Annotated in this window: 10 protein-coding genes; all 10 read right to left on the bottom strand. The window is 61.9% G+C overall.

The genetic code is table 11. The annotated features are described in order from the left end of the window. Window positions 1-129: 129 nt before the first annotated feature. Complete coding sequence (locus C8N35_RS20830) at window positions 130-597, bottom strand: type III secretion system chaperone (RefSeq protein ID WP_107991664.1); 468 nt, start codon at window positions 595-597, stop codon at window positions 130-132. Window positions 598-625: 28 nt separating this feature from the next. Beyond that, window positions 626-1096, bottom strand: a complete 471-nt coding sequence (locus tag C8N35_RS23950; protein WP_107991663.1) for a hypothetical protein — start codon at window positions 1094-1096, stop codon at window positions 626-628. A gap of 22 nt (window positions 1097-1118) precedes the next feature. Continuing rightward, a complete protein-coding gene (locus C8N35_RS20820; protein WP_107991662.1) occupies window positions 1119-4280 on the bottom strand; it encodes a glutamate cyclase domain-containing protein in 3162 nt (1053 codons plus the stop codon). Between the two features lie 300 nt (window positions 4281-4580). Beyond that, on the bottom strand, window positions 4581-6020 hold the full coding sequence (locus C8N35_RS20815; protein ID WP_170122200.1) for a Glu/Leu/Phe/Val family dehydrogenase: 1440 nt from the start codon (window positions 6018-6020) through the stop codon (window positions 4581-4583). A gap of 54 nt (window positions 6021-6074) precedes the next feature. Continuing rightward, window positions 6075-9710, bottom strand: a complete 3636-nt coding sequence (locus tag C8N35_RS20810) for a hydantoinase B/oxoprolinase family protein (RefSeq protein ID WP_107991661.1) — start codon at window positions 9708-9710, stop codon at window positions 6075-6077. A 78-nt stretch (window positions 9711-9788) separates the two neighbouring features. Further along, window positions 9789-11072 carry a TRAP transporter large permease gene (locus tag C8N35_RS20805; protein WP_107991660.1) on the bottom strand — a complete coding sequence of 428 codons (1284 nt, stop codon included), beginning with the start codon at window positions 11070-11072 and terminating at the stop codon, window positions 9789-9791. After that, entirely contained in the window at window positions 11069-11617 is a 549-nt protein-coding gene (locus C8N35_RS20800; RefSeq protein WP_107991659.1) for a TRAP transporter small permease subunit, read from the bottom strand. Before C8N35_RS20800 ends, C8N35_RS20805 begins: the two co-directional genes overlap by 4 nt. A 97-nt stretch (window positions 11618-11714) precedes the next feature. Continuing rightward, window positions 11715-12752 (bottom strand): TRAP transporter substrate-binding protein, encoded by a 1038-nt coding sequence (locus tag C8N35_RS20795; RefSeq protein WP_107991658.1) that lies wholly within the window; start codon window positions 12750-12752, stop codon window positions 11715-11717. A gap of 37 nt (window positions 12753-12789) precedes the next feature. Next, a complete protein-coding gene (locus C8N35_RS20790; protein ID WP_210203634.1) occupies window positions 12790-13611 on the bottom strand; it encodes a putative hydro-lyase in 822 nt (273 codons plus the stop codon). Window positions 13612-13693: 82 nt separating this feature from the next. After that, a complete protein-coding gene (locus tag C8N35_RS20785; RefSeq protein WP_107991656.1) occupies window positions 13694-14629 on the bottom strand; it encodes a LysR family transcriptional regulator in 936 nt (311 codons plus the stop codon). Window positions 14630-15622: the final 993 nt, after the last annotated feature.

The following is a 15622-nucleotide window of genomic DNA, read 5'->3' as shown; positions in this document are numbered from 1 at the left end:
ATCTGGTCCAGCCAGTATGGATTGGGCCAATTAAATAATGAAAATGCTATTCATCTCAACGCAAAGCACAACCACAGGCGATCCATGCGTTTTAATTCGAAATATCACCACGGGCACATGCAGACCGATTTATGAACCGACTAAATTTCCCGTAGAAAATGACGAAGAGCCCCCGCCTGTATTCTCGGAATTCTCCTCGCTTGAGCGGATATACCATGTGCCGACATTGGCGGCCCGCTCGGCGAAGTCGATCAGCTCATCGCGGATGGCGCGCGGATCGAGCGCCTCCAATTGGTGCGGCCGGCACAGATAGAGCCGATCCGTCTCCCGGTCGTGCAGCAGCGAGAAGCCGCCGTCGAACAGGTAGCGGACATTGAAGCCGCAGACCAGATCCGGCCGCACAGGCACATCCGCCGGCGCCATGTAGACCATCGCCGCAAAGGAGACCAGATCGCCGCCCGCATTGGCCTTCAGCTCGATCCAGCGGTCCGCGACCTGGAACATGTAGCTGTCGCCGGTCACGGGCCCGACCGGCAGACCCAGAACCTCGCAGCACCTGGTGACATAGTCGGCGAACCGGGTGTTATCGTTCGTCATGATGTTGCTTCCTCCTGGTTCGCGCCGATCAGTTGTGGATGATGACGGCATCGCCGTCGGAACCGGAGGAACGGCCGCCCGCCCCGTTGCCTGCCTCGGCCGCGGCCCTGGCCAGCATCGCGGCGGCGGCCTCGGCCTGCTGCGCGACCTCGCCGACCAGATCGAGACCGGTCTGCGTGCCAAGCGCGTCCTGTTCGATGCTGCGGCCCAGCACGATCAGGTCGGCGTTGCGGTTGACGCCGACGACCAGCCCCATGGCCAGAAGCGCGTCGCTGGTCCAGGCCATCGCCGCCTGTTCGAGCGCTTCAAAACCGGCATGTTCCGGGCGCGCCAGCTCGCTCCACACCACCACCCGGTTGGCGTTCGGGTCCAGATTGACATGGACCACCCGCCCGCGCACCCCGACAAAGGCGCCGTCATCATTGTAGCCAGCCGACCCGGCCCCGAAACGGGCCTCGCAGCGGGACGAAAAATCGACAAGTGCTTGCGGCAGGGACATGGCGTGCCTCTCTCAAAATGGATCAATCAAGCTTGGTCGAAGAGAACAGGCTGCCGGCCTTGATGATCCTATTGGGAGACAACGGGTCATCAACCGGCACCGGAGCGAAGACGTTCACATAGTGCAGGAAAGCGTCATTGTGCGAGGTGTCGCGCGGGCTGCCCGCAAAACGAAATTCGGTTGTGTAATCCGGTCCAATTCCAAGCGGCAAATTGCCGTTGCTCTGCTGCCATCTCCGCAGGGATTCCTCGAAAAATCCCATCCGGCGGCCGTCGACTGCATTCAGGTTTTCCTTGTTCACGCCGTCAACCGACATGCCGCGTTCCTGTATTTCACCGCCTTCACCTTCGACATGATACACATCCCCGACCATATGGCTGATGGTATTGTTGTAGGCTGCGATTGTCGAATGGAGCCGGTTTTCCGTGGTCTCGTCCGCGGTCCATGTGTCGGCGTCCCAGCTCTCGGGATCGTCCTGCATGGCGGCATCGATCGCCATCGACAGAGCGACGCCGGCATTGTTCGAAACGCCGCCGAGGATCATCACATCGGTGGCGAGGCTCCGCTTTGCGCCGATGTAATCGCCGCGCGCGACGAACGGCTTGAGGTTTGCGCCGCGCGCATTCTGGACATGAGGCTGAACGCCGCCGGTGCCCAGTTCGTTGCCGCCATCGCCGATCGCAATGGACACGGGGCCAAACCCGCTTTCCTCATCGCCAAGACAGAGGCTCATGTCCAGATTGAAGGCTTCCACGCTTAAGCCGCGCATGCTGACCAGGTTACCACCAGCCTCAGTGGGGCTGGGCCGTTCGATGCTGATCATCGTCTGGACGTTGGAGCCCTTGAGGTTCTCGACCGATGCCCGGACGGCTTCGCGCCCCTTCTCGCGCATCCGCGGGCCGTGGTCGTCGGGGCGAATGTCCCGGTTGTTGAAATCGGGCACTTCGAACGCAAGCTGACCGTCGGCGAATTCCGGCACGATATCGAGAGTATCGAGGGTGCGAAGATTGGCGGGAATTCCGGAGCTTGCCTCCGTCACCGTCGCCAGGCCCGCACCGACAAGGGCAGAGACGAGCGCCGCCTCGTTCGACCTGTCGGTGACCATGGTCACCGGCAGACCCTGCTTCAGCAGGGTGCGGGCGATGATCGCGGCTCCCGGAGGCCCGTCGTTCTCGCCTTCGATCCGCTCGCCGCTTTCGTTGTCGACCACGGTGAAACCCGTGAGCACGCCGACACGCTGTATCGCATTCTCGGGGTTCGCATTGTTCTGCCTGACCGCGATGATCTGTGAAACCGCCGCCCGAAACTGCGCACCCTGATCGTTGAACCGACCGATCGTGTCCATCCCGCGCGCTTCGCCCTGGATCACCAGATCGCCCAGGGCGTCCAGCTTCTCGCTCAACTGCGAGGGGAACTTCTCGTAGATCTTTCCGGCTTCAGGATTCTTGTCGAGTTTCGGCTTTTCCTTGTCGCGGACAAAGCGCAGTGTGCCGTCGTCCATCTTGACGAGACCCTGCTCCTCCAGGATCTCCTTCTCCATGGCAAGCCCGATGAATTCATGGATCAGTTCGAATTGCTGCTGACGAACGCCCTTGGCCGACAGTGACGATATATCCTTCGGGTTCACGTCCTCCGGCTCGCCGGGATCGCCTTGCATGAAGACTTTCACCGCGCCGATATCCCGTATGCGGTTGTCGCCCGCCTGGCGCGCGCCTTTCAGCGTCGTGTCGAGGACTTTGCGCAAGGTGCCGGCGGTTGCGTCGGGATCGGGAACCGAAGGCTTCAGATTGCCGGGCGTGCCGCCGTAATTCTGGCTGCCGATGGTCAGCGCAAGGTTGAGCGGCCCGCGGTCCGGGTTCGTTGCGTTCGGGTCGATCTCCTCAGCCATCGCCTCCACGACCGTGGCCTGGTTGATGAAGGTGACGCCCTCGCCATAGGCGCTATTCAGGTGTTCCGTCATTGCCGGGTAGTGCGTGCAGCAGAGCATGCTGATTTCAGGCGTGTTGGTTTCCAGCTTGCCCAGAACTTCCTGCGAAAGATCAATACCTTGCTCACCGAAATGCCTCAGCGCGCCCTCCAGCGCACGGGCGCTCGCGGCTTGCGACGACCTGACGAGTTCCGGTCCGGTCGTGTCAGCCCTGTTGGCCTCGATGTCGAGAACCCACGCCGGATTTCCGCGGTTCTCCACGACGACGGTCTTTTCCTCACCGCCCGCCTGGAACGTGTAGACCGTATGGCTGATCTTGAAGTCCTGACCATCCTGGCGCACGGTCTGCGTCAGGCTTTGCCTGGACACATCGTCGACCTGGAACTTCGCCTTGATCGCATCGCCGATGCGGTCGGGATAGGCGCCCGACTTCACCGTGCCATTGGTCGAGTCCACACGAATGAAGGCGCAGGAATCGCGCTCGAGGAGCTTGACGGCATTCTCGACACCGACTTCCGCCGTTCTGGAAACGATCTCGTGGACCCTGTTCTCCAGATAGCCGTCTTGCGACCCGATCTTTTCATGAAGATCGATGACGTTCCGTCTCAAGTCGTCATTCAGATCGATATCGCAGCGGCCCTCTGCGACGGCCGCACAGAACTCCTTCATGAGCGCGATGGCGTCGTCCTTGCGGACGGAGGCGGAGTTGCAGGCGATGATCACATGTTCGGCGATGTGTCCGTCGATCTCGCCCTGTGCGTTCGTCAAGGGCGCGATCAAGGGCCAGAGCGCCATTGCGGCGGTGTAGGCGGCCGCTGTCTTTCCCAGCTTGTCGCCGATGGGCAGACAGTAATACGAGCCGAGCTGCCGCACTTCACCCGTCAGAAGCGCGGCCGTCATGCCGCCCCCCATGCCGCTGTCGACAAGGGCGAGCTTCAGCTTTGCCTGGGAAGGATCAAGCTTGCTCAAGCCGATGTCATCGTCCGAACCCGTCGCGGCCTCGATCGGGATTAATTTGCCTTTTAATGCAGAAAATTCCCGAACCGGTGGATATTTACTGCTGTTGAAATGATTAAATTGATTTTTTGCAGTCTTCAGTTTCGTCTGCGTCACAGAGACATCTTTGGAAACGTCTTTCCTAAAGTTATTTTTGTTTTTTAGTGTATCAGAATATTTTCTATCAATATGAGGTTTCACATTTGAATCAGGCTTCGGGCGTAAAAATCCCGGTTTCATAAAGCACATATCCGCCTCCATCCATATTCATTTGACAAGCAGGCGGACGAATTTCAAAATATCATGAAATAATAATGTAATCGCGCGTTATATTCATGCGGATGAAAAAACGTTTTTAAGTATAATACTATTATTTATTTAATTTAACTGAAAAGCGCCCAGCCGATTTTTTCATCCTGGAAGATGCTTCGTGAGAGAGGAAGTTGCTATGTTATTTAAGACAGTTGCGAGCGGATTTTCTGGACGTCATTGCCGGTGGCGGAGCCGGTCTGAAATGTCTTCGGTCCGCCACCGGCGCGCATGGCGCAATATGCCAGGCAATCAGATGCCGATGGCCTCGTAGGCCGCGGCGATCTCACTGATCGAGGCGACATAGGCCGCCGTGCGGTAGTCCTTGAGCTCGGGCCGGGCTTCCAGCAGATCGCCAATGCGCGCCCAGGTGCTGCGCATGACGTCCTCCAGACCCGAGCGCACCAGATCGATCTCGCGACCGCCTTCCAGAAAGCCCTCGCGCATGTCCTCGGGAAAGGGTTTGCCGGTCATCTGTTCCAGCGCATCGGCGATGGTGTGATTGCGGCGCTCGCGGCGGCGGCGCTCCATCAGACCGAAGGGGATGTGGGTCAGGTTGCGGACCCATTCGAAATAGCTGACCACCACACCGCCGGCGTTCACGTAGAGGTCCGGCAGAACGACGATACCGCGCCGGGCCAGCATCTGGTCGGCCTCGAAGCTCAGCGGGCCATTGGCCGCCTCCACGACGAGCCCCGCCTCGATCCGTTCCGCGTTGCCTTCGTGGATGGCGTTTTCCATGGCCGCCGGGATCAGGATATCGCAAGGCCGCTCGATGCCGCGCATGTCGCCTTCGAAACTGGTGGCGTGCTCGAAACCGAGAATACTGCCCGTGGCGAGCTGATGCTGCTTCAGCGCCTCGACGGGCAGTCCGTCGGGGTTGGTCACGTAGCCATCGCGTTCGGCGACGACGACGATCTTCGCGCCGTCTTCCTCGCTCAGGAACTTCGCGGCGTGGTAGCCCACATTGCCGAAGCCCTGCACCACCACGTCCATGGCACCAAGATCGCGCCGCCCGCGGACGCCCGGCGTGCGCGGATCCTGTAGGTAGCTGTGGATCGCATACTGGACGCCGCGTCCGGTCGCCTCCGTTCGCCCGGCAATACCGCCTTTCGACAGGGGCTTGCCGGTCACGCAGGCACGTGAATGGATGGCGTCGGCGGGATTGGCGCGGCGGAACTCGTCCATCATCCACGCCATTTCGCGTTCGCCCGTTCCCATGTCCGGGGCCGGAACGTTGACGCCGGGGCCGATCAGGCCGCGTTTGGCCAGTTCCTGGGTGAAGCGGCGGGTGATGCGCTCCAGCTCCGGCTGCGTCCAGTCGGAAGGGTTGATCTTCAGCGCGCCCTTGGAGCCGCCGAAGGGCAGATCGGTCAGCGAGCATTTCAGCGTCATCAGCGCGGCCAGCGCCTCCACCTCCTCCGCATCCGCATCGGGCGAGAAGCGGATGCCGCCCTTGACCGGTTCGCGGTGCTCGCTGTGCACCGAGCGCCAGCCGACGAAGGAATACATCCGCCCGCGCAGGCGCACGCCGAAGCGCACGGTGTAGGTGGAGTTGCAGGCCGTGATCCGCTCCGCCAATCCGTCCGGAAGGTTGAGGAACGTCAGGGCGTGGGTGAAATACCGGTCAACGGATTCCAGGAAGTTCGACCGCGGCGCATCCACGGCCAAATTCGAAAACTGCTTATTCATGACAAGGCCTTGCTTGTAAGCAATGACAATCGGGATACTCAGGGAAGAGAGCGATTACCCGGAAACACGGCCGTAGCCGCCGCCCGACGGCGTTTCGATGATCACCGCTTCGTTGGCCGCGCATGTGATCTGCGTGCGACCGGGAAGCTCGATGATCTGGCCGGCGCCATCGCGCTTGAGATTGCGGCCGACGGCGCCGTCTCCTCCACCCGCGAGCCCTTTGGGCGGCACCTCGCGGCGTCCGCAAAGGAAGGACACATCCATGGCCTTCAGGAAGCGGACCGCACGGCTCACGCCCGCGCCGCCCGTCCATTCGCCCTGGCCGCCCGTTCCACGGCGGATCTGGAATTTCTCCAGCACCACGGAGTAGCGCTGCTCGAGGATTTCGGGATCCGTCAGGCGGGTGTTGGTCATGTGGGTGTGGACCGCATGGGCGCCGTTGAAGCCGGGGCCGGCGCCCGCGCCGCCGCAGATCGTCTCGTAGTACTGGTATTCCGCATCGCCGAAATTGAAGTTGTTCATCGTGCCTTGCGCACCGGCGATCGCGCCGAAGGCAGAGAACAGGCAATCGGTGACCGCCTGGCTGACCTCGACATTGCCCGCGACGACCGCCGCCGGATAGCGCGGGGTGAGCATGGATTTCTCCGGCAAGACGATGTCGAGCGGGCGCATGCAGCCGGCATTCATCGGGATCTCGTCGTCCACCATGCAGCGGAAGGCATAGAGCACGGCGGCCCGGGTCACGGGTTCGGGCGCGTTGAAATTGTCCGGCTGCTGCTCGCTGGTGCCGCTGAAATCGACGGTCGCGGAGCGGCTGTCATGATCCACGGTGATCTTCACCGAGATCCGGCACCCCTGATCGAACCAGACATCCGCGCTCCCGTCCCTCAGACCGCCGATGACGCGCCGGACGCATTCCTCCGCATAGTCGCGCACGTGGCCCATATAGGCTTCGACCACGTCCTTGCCGAAGGTCGCGACCATGGACAGAAGCTCCTTCGCGCCCTTTTCATTGGCCGCGACCTGCGCCTTGAGATCGGCGACATTCTGATCGGGATTGCGGCAGGGGTAGCTGCCATCGTTCAGCACGGAGCGGATCTCGTTGTCGAGAAAGCGGCCATGGGCAACGAGCTTGAGATTGTCGATGATGACGCCCTCCTGCTCGATGGTGGTCGCCAGCGGCGTCATCGAGCCGGGCGCGATGCCCCCGACATCGGCATGGTGCCCGCGCGAGGCGACATAGAAGATCGGCCGCTCTCCGCTTTCGGCGCCGTCATCGAGGAAGACGGGCGTCACCACGGTGATGTCCGGCAGGTGGGTGCCGCCGTTATAGGGCGCGTTGGTGACGAACACGTCGCCGGGCCGCATGTCCGGATGGGCGGCCATGACGCTCTTCACCGAGCGATCCATGGAGCCCAGATGAACCGGGGTATGCGGCGCGTTGGCGATCAGCTCCCCGTCGTGATCGAAGACCGCGCAGGAGAAATCGAGCCGTTCCTTGATGTTGGTCGAGCGCGCCGTGTTCTGCAGGCGCACGCCCATCTGCTCGGCAATCGACATGAAGAGGTTGTTGAAGATCTCCAGCATCACCGGATCGGCTTCTTTTGAGACCACCTGCGCCTGCGATGCGTGGTCGAACCGCTTCAGCACGATATGCGAATACTCGTTGACCGACGCCTGCCAACCCGGCTCCACGACGATCGTGCCGATATCCTCAAGGATGATCGCCGGGCCGCGCAGCTTGTAACCCGGCTTCAGCCGATTGCGCCGATAGACCTGCGCGTCCTGCCACCTGCCACCGGAGAAGAACCGCGCCTGTTCAAGAGGCATGGGAGCACTGGTCACGACCCTTGCCGGGGTCTCGACCTCCCCGGCGCCGCCGCCGCTTGCTTCCACGTCGAGCATTTCGATCATGAGCGCGGTGTCGGGCATCAGGAAGCCGAAACGCTCCTTGTGAATGCGCTCGAAACGGGCGGTCATCGTCTCGATATCGCCGCAAGGCACCTCGATGGCGGTATCGGTGCCAACGTAGCGAAGGTGCAGATTGGTGCGAAGCCCGACGGCGCCGGCCGGCACGCCCTGCCCGACCAGATCGTCCCTCAATTGCGTACCGACCGTCGTGCTTGTGTTCTGAAGCTCGCTCACCACATCCGCGGCCAGCGGCCGCTCCACGCTCGTCTGGCGGCCGGCCTTGATATCGGCCAGCCCCATGCCGTAGGCCGACAGGATACCGGCGAAGGGGTGGATGAGGATCGTTCTGATGCCAAGAACATCGGCGACCTGACAGGCATGCTGTCCCCCCGCCCCGCCAAAGCACGTGAGCGCGTAGCGCGTCACGTCATAGCCGCGCTGGACGGAGATCTTCTTGACCGCGTTCGCCATGTTCTCCACGGCGATCCTGAGAAAGCCCTCGGCCACCTCCTCGGGTGTCCCGGCGCCGCTCTCTTGCGCGATTTCGGAGAATTTGCGGCGCACCACATCCCCATCCAGCGGCTCGTTCTGGTGCGGGCCGAAGACGGCGGGAAAATGCCGCGGCATCAACTTGCCGAGCATCACGTTGGCATCGGTCACCGACAGCGGCCCGCCGCGCCGGTAGCTCGCGGGACCGGGATTGGCGCCCGCCGATTGGGGCCCGACACGGAAGCGCGATCCGTCATAGTTCAGGATCGAGCCGCCCCCGGCGGCGACCGTGTGAATCTTCATCATCGGCGCGCGCATGCGCACGCCCGCCACCTCGGTCTCGTACTCGTTCTCGATATCACCGGCATAGTGAGCGACGTCGGTGGACGTTCCGCCCATGTCGAACCCGATGATCCGGTCATATCCGGCAATCCGGCTGGTCTCCACCGCCCCGACGATGCCGCCCGCGGGACCCGACAGGATCGCGTCGCGACCATGGAAGCGGTCCGCCGCCGTCAGGCCGCCGGACGACATCATGAACATCAGCCGCATGCCGGAGTTTTCGGTATCGAATTCGCCGGCGACCTGTTCGACATAGCGGCGCAGGATCGGCGACAGATAGGCATCGACAACCGCCGTGTCGCCGCGCCCGACGAACTTGATCAGCGGGGAAACCTCGTGGCTCGGCGAAATCTGGGAAAACCCGATTTCACGCGCGATCCCGGCGACGCGCCGTTCATGGTCCGGATACTTGTAGCCGTGCATGAAATTGATCGCGACCGAACGGATGCCGGCATCATGCGCTTCCATGAGCACGCGGCGGGCGCGGGCCTCGTCGAGGGGCTCCTCCTCGCTGCCGTCGGTCAGGAAACGGCCGCCCACTTCCTCGACCCGCTCGTAGAGAAGCTGCGGCTTGCGGATTTCCCGGTCGAACAGGCGCGGGCGTGCCTGGTAGCCGATTTCCAGCGCGTCAGCGAAGCCCGGATTGGTGATCAGGAGAACCCGGTCGCCCTTGCGCTCCAGCAGCGCGTTGGTGGCCACCGTCGTGCCCATCTTCACGGTCGCGATCCGGTCTGAGGGGATGGGCTGGTCGGCGGCAATGCCCATCAGGTTGCGGATGCCCTGAACGGCCGCATCGCGGTAGGCTTCCGGGTTTTCCGACAACAGCTTGTGCGGCTTCAACTCGCCTTGCGGCGTGCGGCCGACGATATCGGTAAACGTGCCGCCCCGATCGATCCAGAAATCCCATTTTCCGACTTCGGCGCGCGCATCATCCTTGAGCGCTGACATGGCAACAGCCTCCCCTCGCCGGCGGGGCCTGACTGCGCCCGCCGCGTATCAAGTTTCAAAACGGATATCGATGACGCGCTATTCGAGAGCTTGCGGCAGATAGAGCGCAATCTCGGGAAACGCGACCAGAGCGACGATCATCAGGGACATCGCGATCACGAACGGGATCGTGCCGAGCATGACATCGCTCATCTTGCCGCTCTTGCGCGCGCCCTGGACCACATAGAGGTTGAGCCCCACCGGCGGCGTGATCAGCGCCATTTCGATCAGCACGATCATCAGGATGCCGAACCAGATCGGGTCGTAGCCGAGCTTCACGACAAGCGGCACGACGATGGGAATGGTCACGACCATCAGCGACAGCGTCTCGATGAAGAAGCCGAGGATGACGTACATCGCGATGATCACGAGAATGGTCATCAGCGGGCTGAAGCCCAGCCCCTCGAGGAAGTCGCGCAGCTCCTGCCCCATGCCGGCGGCCGAGAGCGTGAAGTTGAGAAACGACGCACCGATCACGACGAGCATGATCATGGCCGTGATCTTGACCGTGCCAATGAGGGCATCGCTCACCATCCGCGCGTTGATGCCGCCGAACATCGCGGCGATCGCGATGGCGCCGCCGACGCCGACCGATGCGGCTTCCGTGGGCGTCGCCCAGCCCTTGTAGATCGATCCGATGATGAGCGTGAAAAGCAGGATGATCGGCAGCAGATCGCCAAGCGCCCGCATCATCTGCCCGAACGGGAAGACGCGTCGTTCGCCCCCCAGGTCCGGCCTGATGGAACAGATGATACCGACGACAAGAACAAAGCTGAGCGCCAGCAGGACGCCGGGCACCAGCCCCGCCACGAACAGTTGCGGGATCGATGTCTGCGTCAGGAAGCCGTAGACGATCAGGTTGATCGAGGGCGGGATCATGATGCCGAGGGTGCCGCCGGCGGCGATCGCCCCGGAAAACAGCTTCTGGTCATAGCCGAGTTTTTCGGCCTGCGGCATGGCCACGGTCGCCACCGTGGCGGCCGTGGCGACCGAGGACCCGGACGTCGCGGAGAACATGGTCGCGGTCGCGATGTTGGCATGGACCAGCCCGCCGGGAAGCCAGGACACCCATCGGTCGAGCGCAGTATAGGTGCGCGCTGCCAATCCGCTTCGAACCAGGATCTCGCCCAGCAGCACAAAGAACGGAATGGCGATCAGGGTCGCGCTGTTGGACGATGACCAGACGAGGTTGCCCAGACCCCGGATCAGTGGAAACGGGCTGAAGAAGGCGTCGATGCCGAAACCGAGGATGAACAGCACGATCCCGACCGGTATCGACAGACACAGAAGGCCAAGCAAGCCGGCAGCGACGGACGCGATCATGGCATGGCCTCCTGTTCGGCGAACGCGCCGATCGCGAATTCGGATTCTTCAAACCGGCCCTGCAGAACCAGCACGAATGCGGCGACGAAGGTCGCCCAGGCCATGCAGGCGAACCAGATCCAGCCGGCCAGCCACGGCACCTGCACGAGGGCCAGCGGTGTCTCCAGCGGTGTGTTGGCATGCGACCCATTGGCGATCGAGCGCGCCACAACCGGCCAGCATCCCATGGCGATGACCGTGATCGTGCCGGACAGGACCAGCATGGACAGCAGGTCGAAGATGCTGCGCCCGAGCTGGTTGACCTGAGCGCGCAGAACGTCGATGCGGACATGGGCCAGCTCAAGCATCGCGAAGCCCATGCCCCAGGCGCTGGCTATCGCCATGACGTAGCCGGTGATTTCATCGGTTCCGCCGAAGGAGGCCCCCAATTTTCGCAAGACGATATCGAGCAACACCGTTCCCGCGCAGACCAGGAACATGAGGCCGACCAGGATTGCGATGATCCTGTTTAACCGGCGCAGCAAAATGAGCGTCTTGCGAGCCATCGAGAGACCTCCTGAAGCGCAGTGGCTGTCTGGCGTTGCCTTTGTCGATCAGACGAAGACGCCTGATCGACAAGGGCTTGGGCGAAACCGGTCAGGATCAATTGGTCGGGATCGAAACCTCGACGACCTTGCCGACGCTGGCATTCCAGCGCTCGGCCCAATCCTTGCCGGCCCGCTTGCCCCAGTCGGGCAGCACGACGGTTTCCAGGATCTCGCGCGCCGTCGCCATGTCGGCCTCGCTCGCCGGAACCAGCACCATCGCGCGCGCCTCGCCGGACTGACAATCGCCCTCGCCGGTCAGACAGGCCACGTCATTGGCCAGCGCACCGTCGGCCGCCGCCCAGGCGGGCGCCTCGAACTTCGACTTGATCAGGGTGGAAATGAGGTCACGATCCTCGGCCGAGAGGCTGTCCCACTTGTCCTTGTTGATGGCTGTGACGACCGGATCCCAGCCGCCCAGCGGCAAGGTCAGAAGATGCGAGGACACTTCCCACCAGCCGGCGCTGTAGCCCGAACCGGCACCGGTCACGGCGCAATCGACCACGCCCTTCTGCAAAGAGCCCGGGACTTCGGAGAAGGCGACATTGACGCCTTCGGCGCCCAGGGCCTCCAGGAACTTCGCCGTCATGCGACCCGAGGCGCGGATCTTGAGGCCCTTCAGGTCGGCAAGGCCGCCGATCGCCTTGTTGCAGAAGACAACCTGCGGGGGATAGGGCGCGATCGCCAGCACATGCGCATTGAAGCGCGTCTCGAAGATCTCCTCGACCATCGGCCGGGCCGCATCGATTGCCGCGTGTTCCGTCTTGGCATCAAGCGCAATGAGTGGAACGTCGAGACCTTCAAGTTCCGGCGCGTCCGCAACCGCATAGTCGGAAACCGTCATCGCCACGTCATAGACGCCATCGCCCAGAAGGCGGAACACATCGCCGACACCCAGACCCATCTGGTTGTGCGTGGTCAGATTGACCTTCAGCCTGCCGGCGGAGGCTTCCGGGAGGGTCGTTTCCCAGAACGGCTTTTCATACTGGTTGTGCAACGGCAGACTGGACCAGCTGCCGACCACGGAAAGATCTTCGGCCATTGCGGCCGAGGTGAAAGCGGCAGAGACAGCGCATGCAACGAGCAGTCGTTTCATTGTATTTCTCCTCTGGGGTACAGATTGTTTTTTGGTCTTATGATTTTTGGAACAAAGGTACGTCCGCATCGTCGGGAACTTCCGTCAGAAGCATGGTTCCCGGCTTGTGTGTGATGCAGATCGGAAGCTTGGCATTGCGAATGATAGCTTGGGGCGTGACGCCACACGCCCAGAAAACCGGCGTGTGCGTGACCGGCATCGGCACGGGATCGCCCCAATCGGGCCTGGAGAGATCCGCAATATCGATCGCGGCAGGATCGCCGATGTGGACCGGCGATCCATGGGCCAACGGAAAACGGGAGGAAATGGCGACCGCCTCGTCGACCCGCTCGCTCGGGATCATGCGCATGGATACAACGCTGCCACCACGAAACGGGCCGGCCGGAACCGTGAAAATCGAGGTCCGGTACATCGGAACGGTGGAATTGTTGCTGATGTGCCAGACATCAATTCCGGCCTCGAGCAACGCGTGTTCGAACGTAAAGGAGCACCCCAGCGCGAAAGCAACGAGATCGTCGTTCCAGATTGCCCGGATGTCCGGGACCGTGTCCGCGAGTTCGCCATAGCGATAGATGTTGTAGGCCGGGATATCGGTGCGGATATCGATATCGGCGCCGAGCGTGAACATGTCCGGGTTGCCGGTATCGGACACGCCAATCAACGGACACGGTTTGGGGTTGCGCTGGCAAAAGCGCATGAAGTCGAGCGCATAGGCCGCCGGCGTAATAACCACATTTGCCTGCAGACATCCCTTGCCCAATCCCGCGGTATGGGACTGGTATTCACCAAGTCGGATGGCCTGTCGCTGAGCGTCCGCAGGACGCGCCCTCAGTGTCTGATAGCTCACAAGCACGCTTATATGTCCCCTGTTTTTTATAAGCGTTGAGCATCCGCGACATAACCGCAAATTGATTATTTTTACTTATCTTTATAAATTTCATTTATGGTCTCTTTCCGTCACCTGCGGATCCTCTCCTATCATTCTCTAGATGCCATGCTTCTGAAATCGTTTGAGAAAGTTCGGCGGCAGCCTCGACCATGTGATCGTGCGGGTCGCCAAGATAGGATGCGGAGAAGCGCAACTCGCTCGGCTTCCAGCCCGGATCGAATTCCCGGATGCTGCCTTCCCTGACCAATTTGTGGCCGAGGACTCGCGGCAGTGCCGCCACCCCGAGCCCGGCTTCGACGAGCCGGAAACAGGCGGAAAGGGACGAGGACGGAAAGACCGAGACATCCGGTCCGACGCGATCGAACAACAGGCTCTTCAACTCCCGCCACGGCCGGGTGTTGCGGGCATAGGAGATGACCGGCTTGTCTTCAAACAGCCGGTGCGCTCCCTCCGCAGGATCGGCGGCGTCGGCCGCGACGAACCACGCGAGTTCGAAGCCGGGCAAGGTGACATTGTCGACAGAGTATTCGGAGATCGGCCCCAGCAGGATTGCCAGATCGATCTCGCGCGCAAGAAGCGCCGCGCGCAGGTTCACCGAGATATCGACGTTGATATCCACTTCAAGGCGCGGAAATTTGCGATGAAGCGCGGAGACGAGATCGGGCAGCCAGCATTGGGCAACCGTCTCCGACGCCCCCACCCGCAGGCGTCGGTCGATGCCCTCGGGCGCAACAACGACTTCTTCCACACGATCGGCAAGCCGTTCGAACTGCTCGGCATATTGCAGCAGCAACTCGCCCCGTTTGGTCAGCTTCATGCCCGAGATCTGCCGCTCGAACAGAGAGACACCAAGACTGTCCTCCAGCTTGCGAATGCGCGTCGTGACGGCCGGCTGTGTCAGATTCAGATGCTGCGCAGCCTTTTGTACGCCCCCGCTGCGACAAACGGCCAGGAACGCCCGGATCTGATCCAAGTTCAAAGCGCGCATGTGAATAAAACCTCAAGTCGACTTGAAATGGGCTTCCGGTCGGCTGACACAGCGCTAGCCGGAAGTGCTTGTTTTCGTTTCGTTGTGTTTGAATCGCCCCGGATTTTTCGCACACCCGCAGCATTCATTTCCGGCCGGCCCTCGCACGCGACGGGTGGCAGCTTCGCGCTCCTCACATGCCCGGGCTGCGGATTGTAGAACATCTCAATGTCATCGAACACAACCTGCCTGTCTTCGCCCCCGCGCATCGATAGCCGGCGCCGTATCCGCTTTCGCTCGAGCCGGTTGCGGGCATTCTCCGCAACGGCATTGTCGTGGCAGTTCCCATGCCGGCGCACCGAATACTTCAGGTTGTCGTTCTTGAGCCTGAGCTTCGGAGATCCGGGACCCGCCCGGCGATTGTCGTTCGACCAGCCATTGGAACGGTGCACGCAGGGTGTCTGGCGGCGGCGCTGCCAGTTTCACAGGACCGAAAAGATGCTCCGGCACTAGTCTTCGCAAGCAGGAGCACAAGCGTTGACGGAAAGCGGCCCGCTCCGGCGCGCTTGAGCGCCCATCACAAACATCTGATTTTATTTGTCCATTTCAAAAGAGAATGATCCAGCGCCTTCCGGGAGCACGGCTTTGTTGACAGCGACCGCGAATTAACTTTAAGCTTCAAATATCGGTCCGGTCGGGAACGCTACAAGATCGCGCACAGTCAACGGACCGGCTGACGGAGGCCCCATGGTGAACGCGTCTGCGCATCCCGGAGACCCGATGCCCGCCTGGAATGTCCGTCCGGCGTCCTCCACGCGGTTTCGGCTCGGCAGGTCGCGATGAGGCGGCAACCGGCGCCTTCCGCCTGCCTGCCTTACGCCGTTTCGCGAAGCTCTTTCGCGGCGCGGCCCGACCGATACACACGACACTGCCGGGGTGGAGTCCCCCGGGGCGGTTGCAACGATTGCGGGCCGGCATCGCGCGCTCGCTCACCAGAAGAACACTGCACCTGTT

Origin of the sequence: Breoghania corrubedonensis, assembly GCF_003053845.1 — a bacterium.
In the GTDB taxonomy this organism is placed as follows: Bacteria; Pseudomonadota; Alphaproteobacteria; order Rhizobiales; family Stappiaceae; genus Breoghania; species Breoghania corrubedonensis.
This window is presented reverse-complemented; position numbering and strand designations above follow the sequence as displayed.

Excerpts from the sequence above, each read along its gene's own strand:
- C8N35_RS20830 (WP_107991664.1), bottom strand. The coding sequence starts at position 597 with ATGACGAACGATAACACCCGGTTCGCCGACTATGTCACCAGGTGCTGC.
- C8N35_RS23950 (WP_107991663.1), bottom strand. The coding sequence starts at position 1,096 with ATGTCCCTGCCGCAAGCACTTGTCGATTTTTCGTCCCGCTGCGAGGCC.
- C8N35_RS20820 (WP_107991662.1), bottom strand. The coding sequence starts at position 4,280 with ATGGAGGCGGATATGTGCTTTATGAAACCGGGATTTTTACGCCCGAAG.
- C8N35_RS20815 (WP_170122200.1), bottom strand. The coding sequence starts at position 6,020 with ATGAATAAGCAGTTTTCGAATTTGGCCGTGGATGCGCCGCGGTCGAAC.
- C8N35_RS20810 (WP_107991661.1), bottom strand. The coding sequence starts at position 9,710 with ATGTCAGCGCTCAAGGATGATGCGCGCGCCGAAGTCGGAAAATGGGAT.
- C8N35_RS20805 (WP_107991660.1), bottom strand. The coding sequence starts at position 11,072 with ATGATCGCGTCCGTCGCTGCCGGCTTGCTTGGCCTTCTGTGTCTGTCG.
- C8N35_RS20800 (WP_107991659.1), bottom strand. The coding sequence starts at position 11,617 with ATGGCTCGCAAGACGCTCATTTTGCTGCGCCGGTTAAACAGGATCATC.
- C8N35_RS20795 (WP_107991658.1), bottom strand. The coding sequence starts at position 12,752 with ATGAAACGACTGCTCGTTGCATGCGCTGTCTCTGCCGCTTTCACCTCG.
- C8N35_RS20785 (WP_107991656.1), bottom strand. The coding sequence starts at position 14,629 with ATGCGCGCTTTGAACTTGGATCAGATCCGGGCGTTCCTGGCCGTTTGT.